The organism is Rahnella sp. CFA14(1/10) (assembly GCF_004195095.1).
Lineage (GTDB): Bacteria > Pseudomonadota > Gammaproteobacteria > Enterobacterales > Enterobacteriaceae > Rahnella > Rahnella perminowiae.
On the sequence record NZ_SEWS01000005.1, the window covers coordinates 228,468 to 246,849 of the forward strand.

Genomic DNA, 18,382 nt, shown 5'->3' on the forward strand with positions numbered 1-18,382 from the left:
CTGAAAAAGTTGCAGAATCTCAGTCTGCGACTGCGCCTTATTCTGCTTTTTTCCATGCTGGCACTGCTGACCTGGCTGATTGCCAGCGGCGTGGCGTGGCATCAGACCCGCAAACATATCAATGAAGTTTTCGATACCCAGCAGATGCTGTTTGCCAAACGTCTGGCAGCCACCGGCTTAGGCGACCGCCTTAATCGGCAAAAAGACACTGAGCTGCCGGACACCAAAAAAATGGTACGCAAAGGCTCACGGGGCCATACCGATGATGACGCGCTGACATTTGCTATCTTCAATCGTCACGGGCAAATGTTGCTCAATGATGGTGAGAATGGCAAACACATCCGTTTTGACGGTGACACGCAGGGGTTTAATGATGTTGAACTCAGAGGGAACAGCGATGCCTGGCGTATGGTCTGGCTGACCTCGCCGGACGGGCAATATCGCGTGGCTGTCGGGCAGGAGCAGGATTATCGCAATGATATGGCGTGGAGCCTGGTGAGCGGCCAGCTGACGCCCTGGCTGGCCTCTTTACCTGTGTTATTGCTGGCGCTGATAATTATGGTGACGCTGGAGCTGCGGCCGCTGCGACGGGTCGCGGAAGGTCTGCGGCAGCGCTCACCGGAAGATGCCACACCTATCGGGACGCATCAGTTACCCGGTGAGGTTCTGCCGCTGGCAAATGCGCTCAATTCCCTGTTTGACCGCACCCGTCAAATGCTGGTGCGCGAACGGCGGTTTACGTCTGATGCCGCTCATGAGCTGCGCAGTCCGCTGGCGGCCTTACGTGTGCAAACGGAAGTTGTACAGCTTTCCGGCGATGATGCCCGGATGCGTGAACATGCGCTGGAAAACCTGATTACCAGTATCGATCGCGCCACGCGGCTGGTGGATCAGTTGCTGACGCTTTCCCGGCTGGAAAGCTTTTCCGCACCTGAAGAGCTGGAGCCCATCGACTGGCCGATGCTGATCGCACAAAGTCTGGCAGAGCAGGATTACCGCGCGCACAGTAAAGGCATTGAATTACGGTTTGAGGAGCAGGGGACGGCACCCGTTATGCGTGGTCAGTCACTGCTGCTTTCGCTGATGGTGCGTAATCTGCTGGATAATGCCATTCGTTATTCTGCCGCCGGGACCTGCGTCACGGTGCGGCTCGATGCGCGGGGATTCACGGTAGAGGATCAGGGGCCGGGTATCAGTACCGAACACCTGTCGCGGCTGGGGGAACGTTTTTACCGGCCACCGGGACAGGAACAGACTGGCAGCGGATTGGGAATTTCGATCATACAAAGGATCGCGCAGTTACATCATCTGAACGTTGTATATCACAATAAAGCAGAAGGCGGACTGGAAGTGCGGGTCAGTCACTGAAGGAATTACCACCGCGTCAGGCCGTTAAGCGGCACGCGTGCGAGCAGACTGTGCAAGGTTTCGCCGTCAGGGAATACCAGTTCCGGTGCCAGATCGGCCAGCGGGTACAGCATGAATTCGCGGTTTTTCATGTCGTAATGCGGCACCGTTAATCGTTCTGTGTTGATCACCTGATCGCCATACAACAGCATATCAAGATCTAACGTACGTGGCCCCCAGCGTTCAGCTTTGCGAACGCGTCCCTGATTTTGCTCGATCCCTTGTGTGCAATCGAGCAACTGTTCCGGCGGCAGCAGCGTGTCAAGCGCCACCACAGCATTCAGATAATCAGGCTGATCTTGCGGCCCCAGTGGTTTACTGCGGTAAAACGGGGATGCAGCCACAAAGCGGGTGCGCGGCAGATGTGCCAGCGCCTCCAGCGCGCAGTTTACCTGGTCAAGCGGACGGGCAAGATTACTGCCCAGAGCCAGGTAAACGCGGATCACTGACCGCCATCCTTGCGCGGAACCCGTTTACGCGGACGGCGCGGACGTGCACGGCGGGCCGGTGCCGCGTCGTCACCCAGCGTACCGAGCATGCTCTTCTGGGAGGCCGGAGTGGCTTCCTGGAACTCACCCCACCATTGCGCCAGACTCTGCAATTCGCGGTGCTGTTCCACTTCCGCACGCAGTACCAGTAAATCATACGCCGCGCGGAATTTAGGATGTTCCATCAGCTTGTGCGCACGTTTACCCTGACGGCGTGACAGGCGCAGTTGCAGCGCCCAGATATCACGCACCAGTGTGGTAATACGTTTCGGAATGGCCAGCGTACGGCATTGCTCATCAAGCACATCGTTCATGGCCAGTGCGAAGGCGTCGTAGTAGGTCAGCCCGCCTTCCTGCGCCAGCTTCTGCGCATGTTCAATCACCGGATACCACAGCATTGCGGCAAACAGGAACGCCGGATTGACGCGCTGATCGTTATGCAGACGGTGGTCGGTATTTTTCAGCACCTGGAGCAGAATATGTTCCATCGGGCTGTCACCCTGCTCAGTAAACTGGCGGGCAATCAGCGGGAACAAGGGCTGGAAGAGCTGGTATTCGCAAAGCTTTTTATACGTCTCTAAGCCGTAACCGGCCTGCAACAGCTTTAGCGATTCTTCAAACAGACGTGCGGGCGGAATTTCCTGTAGCAGCGTCGCCAGACGGGGGATCGGTCCGGCCGTTTCCGGGCTGATTTTCATGTCCAGTTTGGCCGCGAAACGTACCGCACGCAGCATCCGCACCGGATCTTCGCGATAACGGGTTTCAGGATCACCGATCAGACGGATGATACCATTTTCCAGGTCGCGCAGGCCGCCGGTGTAATCGCGGACCGTGAAGTCTGCGACACCGTAATACAGGCTGTTAATGGTGAAGTCACGGCGCTGGGCGTCATCTTCAATGGTGCCAAAAATATTGTCGCGCAGCAGCATGCCATTAACGGCCTGCTGGGAGACGTTTTTATCGTCAGTCTCTTCATACTGTTCGTGGTGACCACGGAAGGTCGCCACTTCGATGATTTCCGGGCCAAACATGACATGAGCCAGACGGAAACGACGCCCCACCAGACGGCAGTTGCGGAACAGCTTGCGTACCTGATCCGGCGTAGCGTTGGTGGTGATGTCGAAATCTTTAGGTTTTTTATCCAGCAATAAATCACGCACACCGCCGCCAACCAGGAAGGCTTCAAAGCCAGACTTGTTCAGACGGTATAAAACTTTCAGGGCGTTTTCGCTGATATCACGACGAGAAATGTTGTGCTCATCGCGGGGAATAATCGTCATCGCACGGGTTTCGCCCGCGTAATCGAATGAGGGGCGCGGTTTCTGTACGTGTTCGGCAGAAGGACGCGGGGCTCGCTGTTCATTGCGGTCGCTGCGCGGGTCGTTATGACGATCACCACGGGTATCGCTGCGTTCGCCACGAGGCGGATAAGATGACGAAGAACGCCGGTTGTTGTTATTGCGGCGTTCGCCTCTGTTCGCGTTGTCTTCCCGGCGGCCGCGATTTTCACGGCGTTGCTCGTTGTCACGGCGTTCGGGGTTTTTTGCCTTCACATTGCCTTCAGCCACAGGAGACGGATCACGACGGGAAGTCTCCTCGCGATGAGGTTCTGCATGAAGCGCGGCTTCGTCATGAACAGCCTTTTCTTCACGAACGACTTTATCTTCACGAACTAGCACCTTACGGCAAAAATTGGCTACTCGGGTAAAAATGGTACACCTCGATAGTGACTGAAAAAAATGGGCGTGACGCAAAAACAGCGGCTAATCATAGCTCACGACAGGCGCTTTGAGAATGCCGAAGTCACATCTGCTGCGCATTAGCGTTCCGGCGCGGTATCGCTGATGGCGTCCAGTGTGTTGTCGCCCAGCGTAATAATAAAGGCAAAGGATAATCCTGCCAGTTTTCCGGCAGCGTTTGTCCTAAAAATTTCAGCGCTTTAATGATAACCGGTCGCGGATCGCCCGCAGGCAGCGCCGGAGCGTGATTCTGCTTGGAAAGCTTATCGCCATCTTCATTCACCGCCAGCGGCAAATGCAGATATCCCGGTTGCGGATAACCCAGATGCCGGTACAGCGAAATCTGGCGCACGGTCGGTTCAATCAGATCCGCACCGCGTACAATGTGATTCACGCCCTGAAAATGGTCATCGACCACTACCGCAAGATTATAGGCAAACAGCCCGTCGCGGCGGCGGATAATAAAATCTTCTTCGGCCAGTTGATGGCTGGCCTGCAAATGCCCCTGAAGGTCATCGTCGAAACCGTACACCGGCAATGTCTGATGCAGGCGGATGGCAGCATTTTCCGGGCTGAGTTTCAGGTCACGGCAGTGGCCGTCATAGGTGCCACCGATCTGCGCAATACGCTGGCGGGTGCAGCTACAGTAATAACTTTTTTGCTGATGGTACAGCCCGTCCAGTACTTCGCGGTAAGCGCTGTGACGTTTTGACTGCCAGACCACTTCACCCTCCCATTCCAGCCCGTAACGTTCCAGCGTTCTCAGGATACGGTCAGCAGAGCCGGGAATCTCACGCGGCGGATCGATATCGTCGATGCGCACTAACCAGGTGCCATTTTGCGAGCGGGCATGCAGATAGCTGCCAAGAGCGGCGATCAGGGAACCAAAATGGAGGTCACCGGAAGGTGAAGGGGCGAAACGGCCTGTGTATTTTTTTCGCGGCATAAGAATGGGGGACAGCGTTAAAAGGGAACGCGGTGCATGACGCACCGCGTGGAACCCGGACTTAGCCAGCCATCTGCTTTTCGCGGATTTCTGCCAGAGTCTTACAGTCGATACACAAATCAGCGGTAGGACGGGCTTCAAGACGGCGGATGCCAATCTCAACGCCACAGGAATCGCAATAACCGAAATCCTCGTCTTCCACTTTTTTCAGTGTTTTTTCAATCTTTTTGATCAGCTTACGTTCACGGTCACGGTTGCGCAGTTCGAGGCTGAATTCTTCTTCCTGAGCGGCACGGTCAACCGGATCAGGGAAGTTTGCGGCTTCGTCCTGCATGTGTGAAACGGTACGATCGACTTCATCCCTGAGCTGATTGCGCCATGCTTCAAGAATCTTTTTGAAGTGAGCCAGCTGAGCGTCGTTCATATACTCTTCGCCCGGCTTCTCTTGATACGGCTGCACCCCAGCGATAGCGAGAATGCTCAAGGACGACGTCTTACGGGTTTGGCCTTCTTGCATGATGCTTCTCCTACATAACACGCACTATGTTCATCCACTTTTCACATTCCGGCATGGCCGCAATGTGCAGGCTTCGAACATTTCGATCCCCAACGGGGGAAAAAATCAGGCCGCTATAAATAACAGAAGGCAACGAGGTTGGCAATTATTCCTCGCAGGTGCTTGACAAGCCTGTGAGGAAAAGCGTATTCGCGACCGGTTTTTTATGCCGCCGACAGGGTATTACAGGGTTATCCGAACGTTTTATGTTCACTGATTGACAGTGTCAGCAGCGGTACTCTTTTTGTGAGGCGGATACCCTCAGCAGAAAGTTCAGCACCGTAGCACATCACTTCAACACCCTTGTTTTGTACATACTTCAGTAAATCGGTATAACGCGGATCAATATGGTGTGCAGCGGATACGCTTTCAATACCTGAATGTAAAACAGCGAAGAAAAGTACTGCCCGCTGCCCTTGCTCTGCCATTGACTGTAACTCGCGTAAATGCTTCTGACCGCGCAGTGTGACTGCATCGGGGAAGAATCCCAGCCCCTCCTGCAACAACGTGACAGATTTCACTTCAATATAGCAGTCAGGTTGATTTTCTGCCTGTAACATCAAGTCTATACGGCTGTTTTCGGCGCCGTATTTTACTTCGGTCATTAATTTACTGTAACCGGATAATTCCGGTATTCGCTGTTCATTGATCGCTTCGCGTACCAGCTGATTGGCCCGCAGCGTATTCACGCAAATCCAGTGTTTTTGTTGGGTTTCGGTCAGTTCCCAGCTGTGCGGATATTTGCGTTTGAGATTGTCCGAAGTGGAATACCAGACGGTGTCGCCGGGTGTTGCACAACCGGTCATCGCGCCGGTGTTGGCGCAATGTAAGGTCAGTTCCGTGCCGTCTGGCGTAATCACGTCGGCGAGAAACCGTTTGTAACGTTTGATCAGCGTGGCAGATTGAAGCGCAGGCTCGAAGTCCATGAAAGTTTCCGTGTGAATGGCTCTTGTGAAAGAGAGTGCTAAAAAAGATCAGCTTTCCTGCGTATCGCACAGCGGCCAGGTTTGCAGGCTGTGGTAACGGGTGCGTCCCCGTTCAAACAGGGATTCGTACAAACTGAATCCGGTAGCGTCCAGTTGCCAGCCGGGCGTGGCCGGAGGAATAGCGACCGGACGGGTCGCGCTGCGATACAGCGACACATGGGGATGAAACGGCAGTGTACTCTGGTGACACCCGTTGCGTGCTGCGTGTGATCGCAATACGGAGGCCAGTTGCAACAGCGCATTCGGTGCGCGCTTTGTGCCGATCCACACCACGCCGGACCCCGGCCAGTGGCCGATATCATCCAGTTGCAGGCTGAATTTTTGCGCCTGAATACGCCCGGCAACACTGGTCAGCGCCCGGGCTTTCAGATCACTGATTTCGCCTAAAAATGCCAGCGTAATGTGCAGGCTGGCGGCAGCGACGGGGCGGCCGGTTTCTGGCGGGAAGTTGTCCGCACGCCACGCAATTACCTGCTTTTGCATTTTTGCGGGCAATGATAAGGCGAAAAACAGGCGGCGTCCGGCAGACATAGTGTTTCCTGTGAAGACAAATCACGGCAACATGCCGGATGTGGGGCTAAATGCTACAATGCCCGCCGTTTAAAGTTAACTCTCCTGGAGAATTCATTGACTTCTTTGCCGGTCAGCGCCGTACTCGAACCGCTTTTAGCCGCATTGCAACAGGCGCCGCAAATCCTGCTGCTGGCTCCGACCGGCGCCGGTAAATCGACCTGGCTGCCGTTGCAGTTGCTGAAACAGGCTAACCTGCCGGGCAAGATCCTGTTGCTTGAACCGCGCCGTCTGGCAGCGAAAAACGTCGCCTTTCGCCTGGCACAGCAACTGGGCGAAACGCCGGGGCAGACGGTGGGATATAGCATGCGTGCTGAAAGCAAAACCAGCGCGGCGACCCGCCTTGAAGTGGTGACCGAAGGTATTCTCACCCGCAGGGTACAGGCTGATCCCGAACTGACCGGTGTGTCGATGGTGATCCTCGATGAATTTCATGAGCGCAGTTTGCAGGCCGACCTGGCGCTGGCATTGTTACTCGATGTGCAAAATGCCCTGCGCGACGATTTAAAGATCCTGATAATGTCGGCTACGCTCGATAACCTGCGTTTATCGGATTTGCTGCCGGATGCGCCGGTGATTGAATCCGCAGGCCGCAGTTTCCCGGTGGATCGCCAGTATCTTCCCCTGGCTTCGCATGAACGGCTGGACGAGGGTGTGGCACGTGTTGCCAGCCGTCTGATGGGCGAAAATCATGGCTCCATGCTGCTGTTTTTGCCGGGCGTAGCGGAAATCACCCGTGTACAAAACCTGCTGACGGGCAGACTGGCGCAGGATGTCGATCTCTGTCCGCTGTACGGCGCGCTGTCATTAGAACAGCAGCAAAAAGCCATCCAGCCTTCGCCTGCCGGACGCCGTAAAGTGGTGCTGGCGACGAACATTGCCGAAACCAGTCTGACCATCGAAGGGATCCGTCTGGTGGTCGACAGCGGCCTGGAGCGCAGCGCGCAATTTGACCCGCGTAGCGGTCTGACACGGCTGGTGACGCAACGTGTCAGCCAGGCCTCGATGACCCAACGTGCGGGTCGTGCAGGGCGTCTGGCGCCGGGCCTGTGCTGGCATTTATTCAGCAAAGATCAGGCTGAACGCGCCAGTCAGCAGGCGGAAGCCGAAATGCTGCAAAGCGACCTGAGCAGCTTCTGGCTGGAGTTATTGCAGTGGGGCTGTCAGGATCCGGCACAGCTACAGTGGCTGGATACGCCGCCCGCTGCCGCGCTGTCTGCCGCAAAAAATCTGTTACAGCAGCTCGGCGCGACCGATGCACAAGGCAAGCTCACCGCTGCCGGGCAACGTATGGCTCAACTCGGCTGCGAGCCGCGACTGGCCGCGATGCTGATTTCTGCCGCCGCACAAAGTCCTGAAGCGCTGGCCACGGCGGCGCTGCTGGCAGCGATGCTCGAAGAACCGCCACGCGGCGGATTGCCGGATATGGATTACTGGTTCAGCCGCCCGCAAGGCAACTGGCAGCGGCGGGCAAAGCAACTGTCGCAGCGCACCGGCGCGAAAAGTGGTGAACCGGATATCGCACTCGCGCCGTGGTTACTGGCGCAGGCGTTCAGTGACCGTATCGCACAGCGGCGCGGCGACGATGGCCGCTATTTACTGGCGAACGGGCTGGGCGCGTCTTTGCCGCAGGATGACGGACTGACCCGTTCGCCGTGGTTAGTTGCCCCGCAGTTATTGCAGGGTAACAACAGCCCGGATGCCCGCATTTTGCTGGCAATGGCTCTGGATATCACGCAGCTGCCGTCGCACCTGCCCGCAATTGTGAAAGAGCAGACAGCGGTGGAATGGGATGAAGAAAAAGGCACACTGCGCGCCTGGCGACGCTGGCAGATCGGGCGTCTGGTGCTGAAAGCCAATCCGCTGGCAAAGCCGGACGATGAAGAGCTGCAACAGGCGCTGATCGGCTGGATCCGCACACAAGGTTTGCAGGCGCTGAACTGGTCTGTGGCCGCGGAGCAATTGCGCCTGCGTCTGATCTGCGCCGCAAAATGGCTGCCGGAAGCAGGCTGGCCGGCGGTTGACGAGCAGGCATTGCTCGACAATTTAGAACGCTGGTTACAGCCGTCTTTACAGGGCGTTCGCTCATTAAAATCATTGCAACAGGTTGATTTACATGAGGCTTTGTTAAGATTGCTTGACTGGCAACAACGTCAGCGTCTGGACAGCGCGTTGCCGACACATTACACCGTACCGACTGGCAGTCGTCTGCCAATCCGTTATCATGCAGACCAGCCCCCGGCACTCTCGGTGAGAATGCAGGAGATGTTCGGCGAACAGCGCAGCCCGCAACTGGCGGAAGGGCGTATTGCGGTGGTGCTGGAACTGCTGTCACCGGCGCAGCGGCCGTTGCAAATCACCGCCGATCTGGCGGCATTCTGGCAGGGTTCGTACCGTGAGGTGCAGAAAGAAATGAAAGGGCGTTATCCGAAACATCCGTGGCCGGACAATCCGGCGGAGGCGCTGCCGACGCGGCGCACCAAAAAGGCTTCTGCGCCATGAAGAAATGTACAGAGAACCCCTTTTTTTCAGACATTTCTTCTGGGCGAAATGTAAAGCGGGGCACAGAGTAAGCGCCTTGCTGCCTGAACTTCAGGCACGATAATCTATCCTTTTGAAATAACGTGTTTTTTGAAATCAAAAATGAAAATGACTCAGCTAAGCAGAATCATTATGACGAACACAGCAGCGCGTTGGGAGAATGACTAATGTCTGGCGATGATCGCGAGCCGATTGGCCGTAAAGGTAAACCTGCCGGGCGCAAGCCTGCGCGGGCTCGTCCCGTTCGCCGTAGCCGCCGGGATGACGACTACGAAGAATACGAAGAGGAAATCGATGACGAGTATGAGGATGATGATGACGAAGCAGAACGGGGGTCGCGCATGAGCCGTAAAGCCCCGCCACGTAAAGCCAACAAAGGCGGGAAGAAAAGCAAGAAGCGCTGGCTGTTCTGGTTGTTAGTCAAACTGTTTGTCGTCTTCCTGATTTTGCTGGGGATTTACGCGGTTTATCTCAACAAGCAAATTCATGACCGTATTGATGGCGGCAAAGTCTGGCAGTTACCTGCGGCGGTGTATGGCCGTCAGGTCAATCTTGAGCCGGACATGCAAATCAGCAAAGCTGAAATGGTCGGATTGCTGGAAGGCACGCAATATCGCGAAGTCACGCGCATCACCCGCCCGGGCGAGTTTACGGTTCACGCGAATTACATTGATTTGCTGCGCCGCCCGTTTGATTTCCCGGAAGGGAAAGAAGGGCAGGTCAACGCCCGCCTGATGTTTGACGGCAGCAGCCTTTCAGAGATTAAAAACCTGGATAACCAGCGTGATTTCGGGCTGTTTCGCCTTGATCCGCGTCTGATCACCATGTTGCAGGCGTCGAATGCCAACGGGGAACAGCGTCTGTTCGTGCCGCGTTCCGGCTTCCCGGATTTGCTGGTCGATACGCTGCTGGCCACGGAAGACCGCCATTTCTACGAGCATGATGGTATCAACTTCTATTCCATTGGTCGTGCCGTGGTGGCTAACCTGACCGCGGGTCACGCGGTGCAGGGCGGTTCAACACTGACACAACAGCTGGTGAAGAACCTGTTCCTGACCAACGAACGTTCGCTGAGTCGTAAAGCGCGTGAAGCGGTGATGGCCATCCTGCTTGATGCGGATTACAGCAAGGATCGCATTCTCGAGCTGTATCTGAACGAAGTGTATCTCGGTCAGAGCGGGTCCGATCAGATCCGCGGTTTCCCGCTGGCGAGCCTGTATTACTTTGGCCGTCCGGTGAATGAACTGAGCCTCGATCAGCAGGCCTTGCTGGTGGGTATGGTAAAAGGTGCCTCGCTGTATAACCCGTGGCGTAACCCGCAGATGGCGTTGCAACGCCGTAATCTGGTGCTGCGTTTACTGGTTGAGCAGAAAGTTATCGATCAGGAACTGTATGACATGCTGAGCGCCCGCCCGCTGGGTGTGCAGCCGAAAGGCGGGGTGATTTCGCCGCAGCCAGCATTTATGCAGATGGTGCGTCAGGAACTGCAGGCCAAACTGGGCGATAAAGTTCAGGACATGTCCGGGGTGAAAATCTTCACCACGCTGGATCCGATTTCTCAGGATGCGGCGGAAAAAGCGGTCGAGGAAGGCATTCCGTTACTGCGTAAGAAAAGCGGTCTGAATGATATCGAGACGGCGATGGTGGTGGTTGACCGCTATACCGGTGAGGTGCGGGCGATGGTCGGCGGCGCGGAAACGCAGTTCGCGGGTTTTAACCGTGCCATGCAGGCGCGACGTCAGGTCGGCTCGCTGGCTAAACCGGCGACCTACCTGACCGCGTTGTCTCAGCCGGATAAATACCGTCTGAACACCATTCTGGCTGACCAGCCGCTGACGTTGAAACTGGCGAACGGCCAGACATGGTCGCCGAAAAACGATGACCATCAGTTCCGGGGCCAGGTTCTGCTGGTGGATGCCCTGGCGCGTTCAATGAACGTCCCGACAGTTAATCTGGGGATGGCCGTTGGCCTCGACAACATCACCAAAACGCTGATTGATTTGGGGATACCGAAAGAATCGCTGAACCAGACGCCATCCATGCTGCTGGGTGCGATTGCCCTGACGCCGATGGAAGTCGCGCAGGAATACCAGACCATAGCCAGCGGCGGCAATAAAGCGCCACTGTCTGCGGTGCGCTCGGTGATTGCTGAAGACGGCACGGTGCTCTATCAGAGCTTCCCGCAGGCGGTACGGGTGATCCCGCCGCAGGCTGCATATCTGACGTTGTATGCCATGCAACAGGTGGTGCAGGAAGGGACCTCACGCGCCCTGGCGAATAAATTCCCGAAACTGCATCTGGCAGCGAAAACCGGTACCTCGAACGAACTGCGTGACAGCTGGTTTGCCGGCATCGATGGTAACCAGGTGGCGATCACCTGGGTAGGTCGTGATAACAATGGTCCGTCCAAACTGTGGGGGTCCACCGGTGCGCTGGTGCTTTACGGACGCTATCTGGAAAACGGCACACCTCAGCCACTGGATCTGCAAATGCCGGAAGGCATCAGTACGATGAATATTGATGGCAGCGGTAACTTTGTCTGTGGCAACAGCGGTGGCCTGTTGGGCGGAAGTGGTGCAGTGCGTTCAATCCCGGTCTGGACCGATTCGCCTGACGCCATGTGCCAGGCGTCTGTGACTGCTGTTCAGCAACAACAGCAACAGATCCAGCAACAGCAACAAATCCAGCAGCAACAACAATCCGGGCAGCAACAGCCGCAGGATGAGAAGAAAGACAGTAACGGTGTTGCGGGTTGGATCAAGGATATGTTCGGCTCAGGGAATTAATTCCATAAACCTCAAAGGCGCAATGAAAGTTGCGCCTTTTTTATTTGTTATTCTCACTCAAATTAACCCGCCGCGTTTTACATCTTCTGCAAATACGCCACATTCATTCCCGTTTAATTTATAAGAGTTTTTACCCCTGTTTAACATGGGGAGATTTTTTATTCGTTCGGACAATCTATACATTAAATAGGCTTGCAGCCGCGCAAGCATTGAGCATAATATGCGACGGTTATAATAATAATTATCGTTTACATTCCCATTACTCCTCCAGAGATTATGCAATGGTTTCTCAACGTTCGCTTTCAACCTCAGTCCGACAAGGCGCATTCAGGCGCCGGACGTTAGCTTTAACTATCGCCGCTGCGCTCGGCTCTGCCGCGTTTTATGCCGGTGCAGCCACCACCGCGCCTGCGAAAGAAGACACCATCAACGTGACCAGCCAGGCAACGGCTGAAGCGGCGCCAGAATCAGCATGGGGGCCGGCGGCCACTATCGCTGCGAAACACAGCGCAACCGGCACGAAAACCGACACGCCGCTGGTGAAGACACCACAATCTGTTTCCGTGGTCACCCGCGAAGAAATGGACATGAAGCAGCCAGGGACCGTGAAAGAGGCGCTGGGCTATACGCCGGGCGTCTTTGCCAGTCGTGGCAGCTCTAACACTATTGACGCCATGGCCATCCGTGGCTTCACCTCGGTCAACACTAACCAGTATCTCGATGGCATCAAACTTCAGGGGGATAACTATTCCGAAGTGTCGATGGATCCGTACATGCTGGAGCGCGTTGAAGTGCTGCGCGGGCCGTCTTCCGTTTTGTACGGTAAGAGCAACCCTGGCGGTGTCGTCAGCATGGTCAGCAAACGCCCGACGACTGAACCGCTGAAAGAAGTGCAGTTCAAAATGGGTACCGATAACCTGTTCCAGACCGGTTTTGATTTCAGCGATGCTATCGATGATGCAGGCGTCTATTCTTACCGTCTGACCGGCGTGGCGCGCAGTCAGGATGCGCAGCAGGAAATGGCAAAAGAGAAACGCTATTCAATCGCGCCGTCTTTCTCATGGCGTCCTGATGATAAAACTGACTTTACCTTCCTGAGCAATTTCCAGAACGATCCGGATGCCGGATTCTACGGATGGTTACCTCGTGAAGGGACTGTGGTGCCGTATTACGACGCCAATGGAAAAGCGCATAAATTACCGACAGACTTCAACGAAGGTGAAGCGGGTAACCGCATGTCCCGTAACCAGAAAATGGTCGGTTACAGCTTCGCCCATCAGTTTGATGATACCTGGACGGTTCGCCAGAACCTGCGTTACACCAAACTCGATACGGAATATAAATCGGTTTACGGCTTCGGCTACCTCGGTAACGGTAACATTACCCGCAGCTATGTTCAGTCCAAAGAGAAGCTGGCGAACTTTGATGTCGATACACAGGCTCAGGCTAAATTCGGCACCGGCGATGTCGGTCACACCGTGCTGGTGGGTGTCGATTACATGCGTATGCGTAATGACATTAATGCCGATTACGGCAGCGCAAGTAATCTGAACCTGGCCAATCCGCAATACGGTAACGGCAATGTTTCGCTCTATTTCCCGTATAAGCTCCTCAACCGTCAGGAACAAACCGGCCTGTACGCGCAGGATCAGGCGGAATGGAACAAGTGGATCCTGACCGTCGGTGGCCGTTACGATTTTGCGAAAAGCTCAACCTACACCCGCACTACCAACAGCGCATCGCAGATTAACGACCAGCAGTTTACCTGGCGTGGTGGTCTGAACTACCTGTTCGACAATGGTATTTCTCCATACTTCAGCTACAGCGAGTCGTTTGAGCCAACGGCAGGCGCGACCAAGCAAGGTCAGCCTTTCGATCCTTCAATGGGTAAGCAGTACGAAGCCGGGATCAAATACATCCCGAACGATCGTCCGGTCAGCCTGACGGCCGCGGTATACCAGCTCACGAAAGACAAAAACCTGACAGCCAATCCGTCTGATGCCGCCTTTAGCGTTCAGTCCGGTGAGATCCGTTCGCGCGGTGTGGAACTGGAAGCCAAAGCCGCGGTGAATGCCAACATCAACGTCACGGCGTCTTACACTTACACCGATGCAAAATACACGCATGACACCAATTTCGAAGGCAAGCGTCCTGTTGAAGTGCCGGCAAATATGGCGTCTTTGTGGGCGGATTACACCTTCCACGAAACCGCGCTCAGTGGTCTGACAGTGGGCTCCGGCGTGCGCTATGTCGGTGCCAGCTCCAGCTTCTACACCGCAAACGGCGTGAATGCATCCAGAGAGAATGAGGCATTCAACGTCTCGTCCTATACGCTGGTCGATGCCACGGTGAAATACGATCTGGGTCGTTTCGGTATGCCGGGTTCTTCTGTTGGTCTGAACATCAACAACCTGCTGGATCGTGAATATGTCGCCAGTTGCTACCGCGATTATGCCTGTTACTGGGGCTCGGATCGTCAGGTGGTCGCAACGGCTACATTCCGCTTCTGATACCCGTCAACGCATCTGCAACCAGAATTATTTAGGGTATCGGTAGCAGTGACGTAGTCAAATCCGGGCACGCTGATCGTGCCCGTTTCCCTTTCCACTAACAGATGTCGACGTAGAAAATCTTATGCCTGATAACAACGTACATCCTTCTTCCCCGCTGCCAGACAGCGTATTTCGCCTGCAAGATGTCAGCTTTACCGTGCCGGGGAGAACGCTGCTGGCGCCACTGTCGCTGAGCTTTCCACAGGGAAAAGTGTGCGGACTGATTGGTCATAACGGGTCGGGAAAGTCGACGTTACTTAAAATGCTCGGGCGGCATCAGTCTGCGACATCCGGAACGATTTATCTCAATGAAACGCCACTGGCACAGTGGGACAGTAAAGCCTTTGCGCGTCAGGTTGCCTACCTGCCGCAGCAGCTTCCTGCCGCAGAAGGTATGACCGTACAGGAACTGGTGGCGATTGGCCGCTATCCCTGGCACGGCGCACTGGGGCGTTTCAAGCCTCAGGACAAAGAAAAGGTTGAAGAAGCTATTGCTCTGGTCGGCCTCAAACCGTTTGCCCGGCGTCTGGTAGACAGCCTCTCCGGCGGCGAACGTCAGCGCGCCTGGCTGGCAATGATGGTGGCGCAGGACAGCCGTTGCCTGCTGCTCGATGAACCGACTTCTGCGCTGGATATTGCCCATCAGAAAGACGTGCTGGCGTTGATCCAGCGTCTGAGCCGTGAAAAAGGCTTAACGGTGATCGCGGTGCTGCATGACCTGAACATGGCCGCACGTTATTGCGATCAGCTGATGGCTTTGCGCGGTGGCGAAATGATTGCACAGGGCGCGCCGCAAGAGATGATGCGCGGCGATGTGCTTGAACAAATTTATGGTATTCCGATGGGTATCCTGCCGCATCCTGCGGGTGGCGCGCCGGTGAGCTTCGTATACTAATATGTCTGATATTTCAAACTTTTCCGGATTAACCCGTCGCCGTCTGTTGCAGATGATGGCGCTTTCCCCGTTGCTGACGTCGCTGCCGGCACTGTCGGCATCGCGTCCTGATCTCAGCCGGATTATTGCCCTTGAATGGTTGCCTGCCGAGTTGCTGATCGCACTCGGCGTGATGCCGCTGGCGATTGCAGATATTCGTAATTACAACACCTGGGTTGTTGAACCGACGCTGGCTCCGGGCGTGATTGATGTCGGTCAGCGTACCGAACCTAATATGGAACTTATTCAGCAACTGAAACCCTCGCTGTTGCTGATCACTTCCGGTTATGGCCCGACCACCCGTCAGCTCGAAACGATTGCGCCGGTGCTGGGCGTTAAAGCCAATGACGGTTCGGCGAAACCGCTAAATCTGGCCATCAGTTCTCTGCATAAACTGGCCGATACCCTCGGGTTACAGGATCGCGCCGAAACGCATTTGCAGTTGTACCGCAACACGCTGACGCAAACCCGCGAGCAACTGAAGCCGGTCGCGCATCAGCCGCTGCTGTTAATCACCTTCATTGATACGCGCCACGTTCTGGTGTTTGGCGTAGGCAGCATGTTCCATGAAGTGATGGGCGAACTCGGGCTGACTAACGCCTGGGCGGGGGAAGGCAGCTTCTGGGGCAGCGTATCGGTGGGCGTTGAGCGCCTGGCCAGCATTAAAAATGCCCGCGTATTGTGTTTCGAACATGACAACACCGACATGATGGATGCCGTGGCGAAAACGCCGCTGTGGAAATCCATGCCGTTCGTACGTGCGGATCAGTTCAGCATCGTGCCCGCCGTGTGGTATTACGGCGCAACCTTCAGCGCGATGCACTTCTGCAAGACGTTAACCCGAACCCTGAGGAAACCGGTATGAATCGCCGTGCGCTCAGCGTTTCGCTGCTCCTGCTGATTCTCCTGACGCTGGCCGCCGGTGCGCTCAGTATCTACAACCTGCATCAGCAACTGCCTTATGCGCAGTGGCGCGGCGCGCTATGGCATCCTGATATCGACAATGTTCAGCAGATGCTTTTTCATTACAGTTTGCTGCCGCGTGTCGTCGTGGCCTTGCTGGCGGGAGCCGGGCTGGGACTGGTCGGTTTGCTGTTCCAGCAGGTGTTGCGCAATCCGCTGGCGGAACCCGCAACACTCGGTGTCTCGGCGGGCGCACAGCTCGGTCTGACGGTGGCCACTTTGTGGGCGCTGCCGGGCGGAATGATCACCCAGCAGTTTGCCGCCATGACGGGCGCGGTGGTTATCGGTGCACTGGTGTTCGGTATTGCCTGGGGCAAACGCATGTCACCGGTCACGCTGATCCTCGCCGGTCTGGTGCTCGGCTTATATTGCAGTGCGGTGAACGGCCTGATCGGCATTTTCAACTATCAGAATCTGCAAAGTTTGTACATGTGGAGCAGTGGTGCGCTGAACCAGCAGGACTGGGATGTGGCGAGTTTCCTGCTGCCACGTGTGATTATCGTCTGGCTGCTGGCATTTTTGTTGCAGCGTCCGATGACGTTGCTGGGGCTGGATGACGGTGTTGCCAAAAATCTCGGCCTCGGGCTGTCAGCGGCGCGTCTTGCTGTGCTGACGCTGGCGATTCTGATGAGTGCGCAACTGGTTAATGCGGTGGGGATTATCGGCTTTATTGGCCTGTTTGCACCGCTTCTGGCAAAAATGTTGGGCGCACGTCGACTGGCTGTACGGCTGGTCATGGCACCGGTGATCGGTGCGTTGCTGCTCTGGTTTACCGATCAGGTGATGCAAACCATCACCACCTTCTGGATGGAAATTCCGACCGGTGCCGCGACGGCGCTGGTGGGTGCGCCGCTTCTGTTATGGCTGCTGCCGCGTCTGCGTAATAACATGGCACCGCCGCCGATGAATCAGGGCGACCATGTGCCCGATGAACGTCAGCATCTGGTGCGCTGGGTGTCACTGGCACTGACCGTGTTGTTCTTCGGCCTGATGGTTGCGCTGATGGCCGGACGTAACGCCACCGGCTGGAGCTGGTCAACCGGTGCCGATTTACAGGCGCTGTTGCCGTGGCGGTTACCGCGCGTGCTGGCAGCGCTGGCGGCAGGCGTGATGCTGGCGTCATCCGGTGTGCTGATTCAAAAACTGACCGGTAATGCGATGGCCAGCCCGGAAGTGCTGGGGATCAGCTCCGGTGCGGCGACGGGTGTGGTGGTGATGATGTTTATCGTGCCGGGCGATGCCTTTGTATGGCTGTTGCCGGCGGGCACGGCCGGTGCGGCGCTGACGCTGCTGGTGATTATGGTCGCCTCGGGGCTGCGAAGTTTTTCGGCCGAACGTATGTTACTGACCGGTATCGCGCTGAGTACCGCATTCACCACGCTGATGACATTGCTGCTGGCGAGCGGCGATCCGCGCATGGGCGGCTTGCTGACCTGGCTTTCCGGTTCAACCTATTCCGTTTCTGCACAAGCGGCGTGGCGCACGCTGATCCTGGCCGGGGTGCTGATGGTTCTTGTGCCATTCTGCCGCCGCTGGATCAATATTCTGCCACTGGGTAGCGTGACGGCGAAATCGGTCGGAGTGGCGCTGACGCCCACCCGCGTGGCGATCTTACTGCTGGCGGCGGTGATGACGGCAGCGGCGACGCTGACGGTCGGACCGCTGAGTTTTGTCGGGCTGATGGCACCGCATATGGCGCGTATGATGGGATTTCGCAGGGCGATCCCGCAGTGGATGGTCGCCAGCGTGCTGGGCGGTTTGCTGATGATCTTTGCTGACTGGTGCGGACGTATGATCATCTTCCCGGATCAGATCCCCGCCGGTTTGCTCGCCACCTTTATCGGCGCACCGTACTTTATTTATCTGCTGAGAAAGCAGGCACAATAATAAAAAAGGGCACTCCGGTGAGTGCCC

General features: G+C 56.0%; 13 protein-coding genes. 7 read left to right on the plus strand and 6 right to left on the minus strand.

Annotated elements, in window-relative coordinates; translation table 11 throughout:
- The first annotated feature begins 9 nt into the window (after positions 1 to 9).
- On the plus strand, positions 10 to 1,368 hold the full coding sequence (qseC, locus tag EVX52_RS11990) for a quorum sensing histidine kinase QseC (protein ID WP_205952657.1): 1,359 nt from the start codon (positions 10 to 12) through the stop codon (positions 1,366 to 1,368).
- A 5-nt stretch (positions 1,369 to 1,373) separates the two neighbouring features.
- On the opposite strand, the gene folK is transcribed toward qseC, so the two are convergent.
- The 6 genes from folK to thpR form a co-directional block, all read right to left on the minus strand.
- Complete coding sequence (gene folK, locus EVX52_RS11995) at positions 1,374 to 1,853, minus strand: 2-amino-4-hydroxy-6-hydroxymethyldihydropteridine diphosphokinase (protein WP_129953139.1); 480 nt, start codon at positions 1,851 to 1,853, stop codon at positions 1,374 to 1,376.
- Complete coding sequence (pcnB, locus tag EVX52_RS12000) at positions 1,850 to 3,175, minus strand: polynucleotide adenylyltransferase PcnB (protein WP_205951588.1); 1,326 nt, start codon at positions 3,173 to 3,175, stop codon at positions 1,850 to 1,852. Before pcnB ends, folK begins: the two co-directional genes overlap by 4 nt.
- Positions 3,176 to 3,698: 523 nt before the next feature.
- The gene (gene gluQRS, locus EVX52_RS12005; protein WP_129991343.1) at positions 3,699 to 4,580 is read right to left on the minus strand and encodes a tRNA glutamyl-Q(34) synthetase GluQRS; all 882 of its coding nucleotides are present in this window, start codon (positions 4,578 to 4,580) and stop codon (positions 3,699 to 3,701) included.
- Between the two features lie 61 nt (positions 4,581 to 4,641).
- Positions 4,642 to 5,097, minus strand: coding sequence for an RNA polymerase-binding protein DksA (gene dksA, locus EVX52_RS12010; RefSeq protein WP_013576943.1), 456 nt, complete (start codon positions 5,095 to 5,097; stop codon positions 4,642 to 4,644).
- Positions 5,098 to 5,327: 230 nt separating this feature from the next.
- The gene (sfsA, locus tag EVX52_RS12020; protein ID WP_129953136.1) at positions 5,328 to 6,062 is read right to left on the minus strand and encodes a DNA/RNA nuclease SfsA; all 735 of its coding nucleotides are present in this window, start codon (positions 6,060 to 6,062) and stop codon (positions 5,328 to 5,330) included.
- A gap of 48 nt (positions 6,063 to 6,110) precedes the next feature.
- Positions 6,111 to 6,653 carry an RNA 2',3'-cyclic phosphodiesterase gene (thpR, locus tag EVX52_RS12025; protein WP_129991344.1) on the minus strand — a complete coding sequence of 181 codons (543 nt, stop codon included), beginning with the start codon at positions 6,651 to 6,653 and terminating at the stop codon, positions 6,111 to 6,113.
- Positions 6,654 to 6,749: 96 nt separating this feature from the next.
- Here thpR and hrpB point away from each other — a divergent pair, with 96 nt between their 5' ends.
- The 6 genes from hrpB to fhuB all read left to right on the plus strand — a co-directional run bounded on the left by hrpB (position 6,750) and on the right by fhuB (position 18,355).
- Positions 6,750 to 9,194 (plus strand): ATP-dependent helicase HrpB, encoded by a 2,445-nt coding sequence (gene hrpB, locus EVX52_RS12030; protein ID WP_129991345.1) that lies wholly within the window; start codon positions 6,750 to 6,752, stop codon positions 9,192 to 9,194.
- Positions 9,195 to 9,400: 206 nt separating this feature from the next.
- Complete coding sequence (gene mrcB / locus EVX52_RS12035; RefSeq protein WP_129953134.1) at positions 9,401 to 12,019, plus strand: bifunctional glycosyl transferase/transpeptidase; 2,619 nt, start codon at positions 9,401 to 9,403, stop codon at positions 12,017 to 12,019.
- A 281-nt stretch (positions 12,020 to 12,300) separates the two neighbouring features.
- Positions 12,301 to 14,529 carry a ferrichrome porin FhuA gene (gene fhuA / locus EVX52_RS12040; RefSeq protein WP_129991346.1) on the plus strand — a complete coding sequence of 743 codons (2,229 nt, stop codon included), beginning with the start codon at positions 12,301 to 12,303 and terminating at the stop codon, positions 14,527 to 14,529.
- Positions 14,530 to 14,653: 124 nt separating this feature from the next.
- A complete protein-coding gene (gene fhuC, locus EVX52_RS12045) occupies positions 14,654 to 15,466 on the plus strand; it encodes a Fe3+-hydroxamate ABC transporter ATP-binding protein FhuC (RefSeq protein WP_129991347.1) in 813 nt (270 codons plus the stop codon).
- Between the two features lies 1 nt (position 15,467).
- Positions 15,468 to 16,370: a Fe(3+)-hydroxamate ABC transporter substrate-binding protein FhuD gene (gene fhuD / locus EVX52_RS12050; RefSeq protein WP_129953132.1), complete on the plus strand. Its 903-nt coding sequence runs from the start codon at positions 15,468 to 15,470 to the stop codon at positions 16,368 to 16,370.
- Entirely contained in the window at positions 16,367 to 18,355 is a 1,989-nt protein-coding gene (gene fhuB / locus EVX52_RS12055; protein ID WP_129991348.1) for a Fe(3+)-hydroxamate ABC transporter permease FhuB, read from the plus strand. Before fhuD ends, fhuB begins: the two co-directional genes overlap by 4 nt.
- Positions 18,356 to 18,382: the final 27 nt, after the last annotated feature.

Bases quoted from the DNA above. Each gene is read 5' to 3' on its own strand.
- pcnB (WP_205951588.1), bottom strand. From the start codon at position 3,175: ATGACGATTATTCCCCGCGATGAGCACAACATTTCTCGTCGTGATATC.
- gluQRS (WP_129991343.1), bottom strand. From the start codon at position 4,580: ATGCCGCGAAAAAAATACACAGGCCGTTTCGCCCCTTCACCTTCCGGT.
- dksA (WP_013576943.1), bottom strand. From the start codon at position 5,097: ATGCAAGAAGGCCAAACCCGTAAGACGTCGTCCTTGAGCATTCTCGCT.
- sfsA (WP_129953136.1), bottom strand. From the start codon at position 6,062: ATGGACTTCGAGCCTGCGCTTCAATCTGCCACGCTGATCAAACGTTAC.
- thpR (WP_129991344.1), bottom strand. From the start codon at position 6,653: ATGTCTGCCGGACGCCGCCTGTTTTTCGCCTTATCATTGCCCGCAAAA.
- mrcB (WP_129953134.1), top strand. From the start codon at position 9,401: ATGTCTGGCGATGATCGCGAGCCGATTGGCCGTAAAGGTAAACCTGCC.
- fhuA (WP_129991346.1), top strand. From the start codon at position 12,301: ATGGTTTCTCAACGTTCGCTTTCAACCTCAGTCCGACAAGGCGCATTC.
- fhuC (WP_129991347.1), top strand. From the start codon at position 14,654: ATGCCTGATAACAACGTACATCCTTCTTCCCCGCTGCCAGACAGCGTA.
- fhuD (WP_129953132.1), top strand. From the start codon at position 15,468: ATGTCTGATATTTCAAACTTTTCCGGATTAACCCGTCGCCGTCTGTTG.
- fhuB (WP_129991348.1), top strand. From the start codon at position 16,367: ATGAATCGCCGTGCGCTCAGCGTTTCGCTGCTCCTGCTGATTCTCCTG.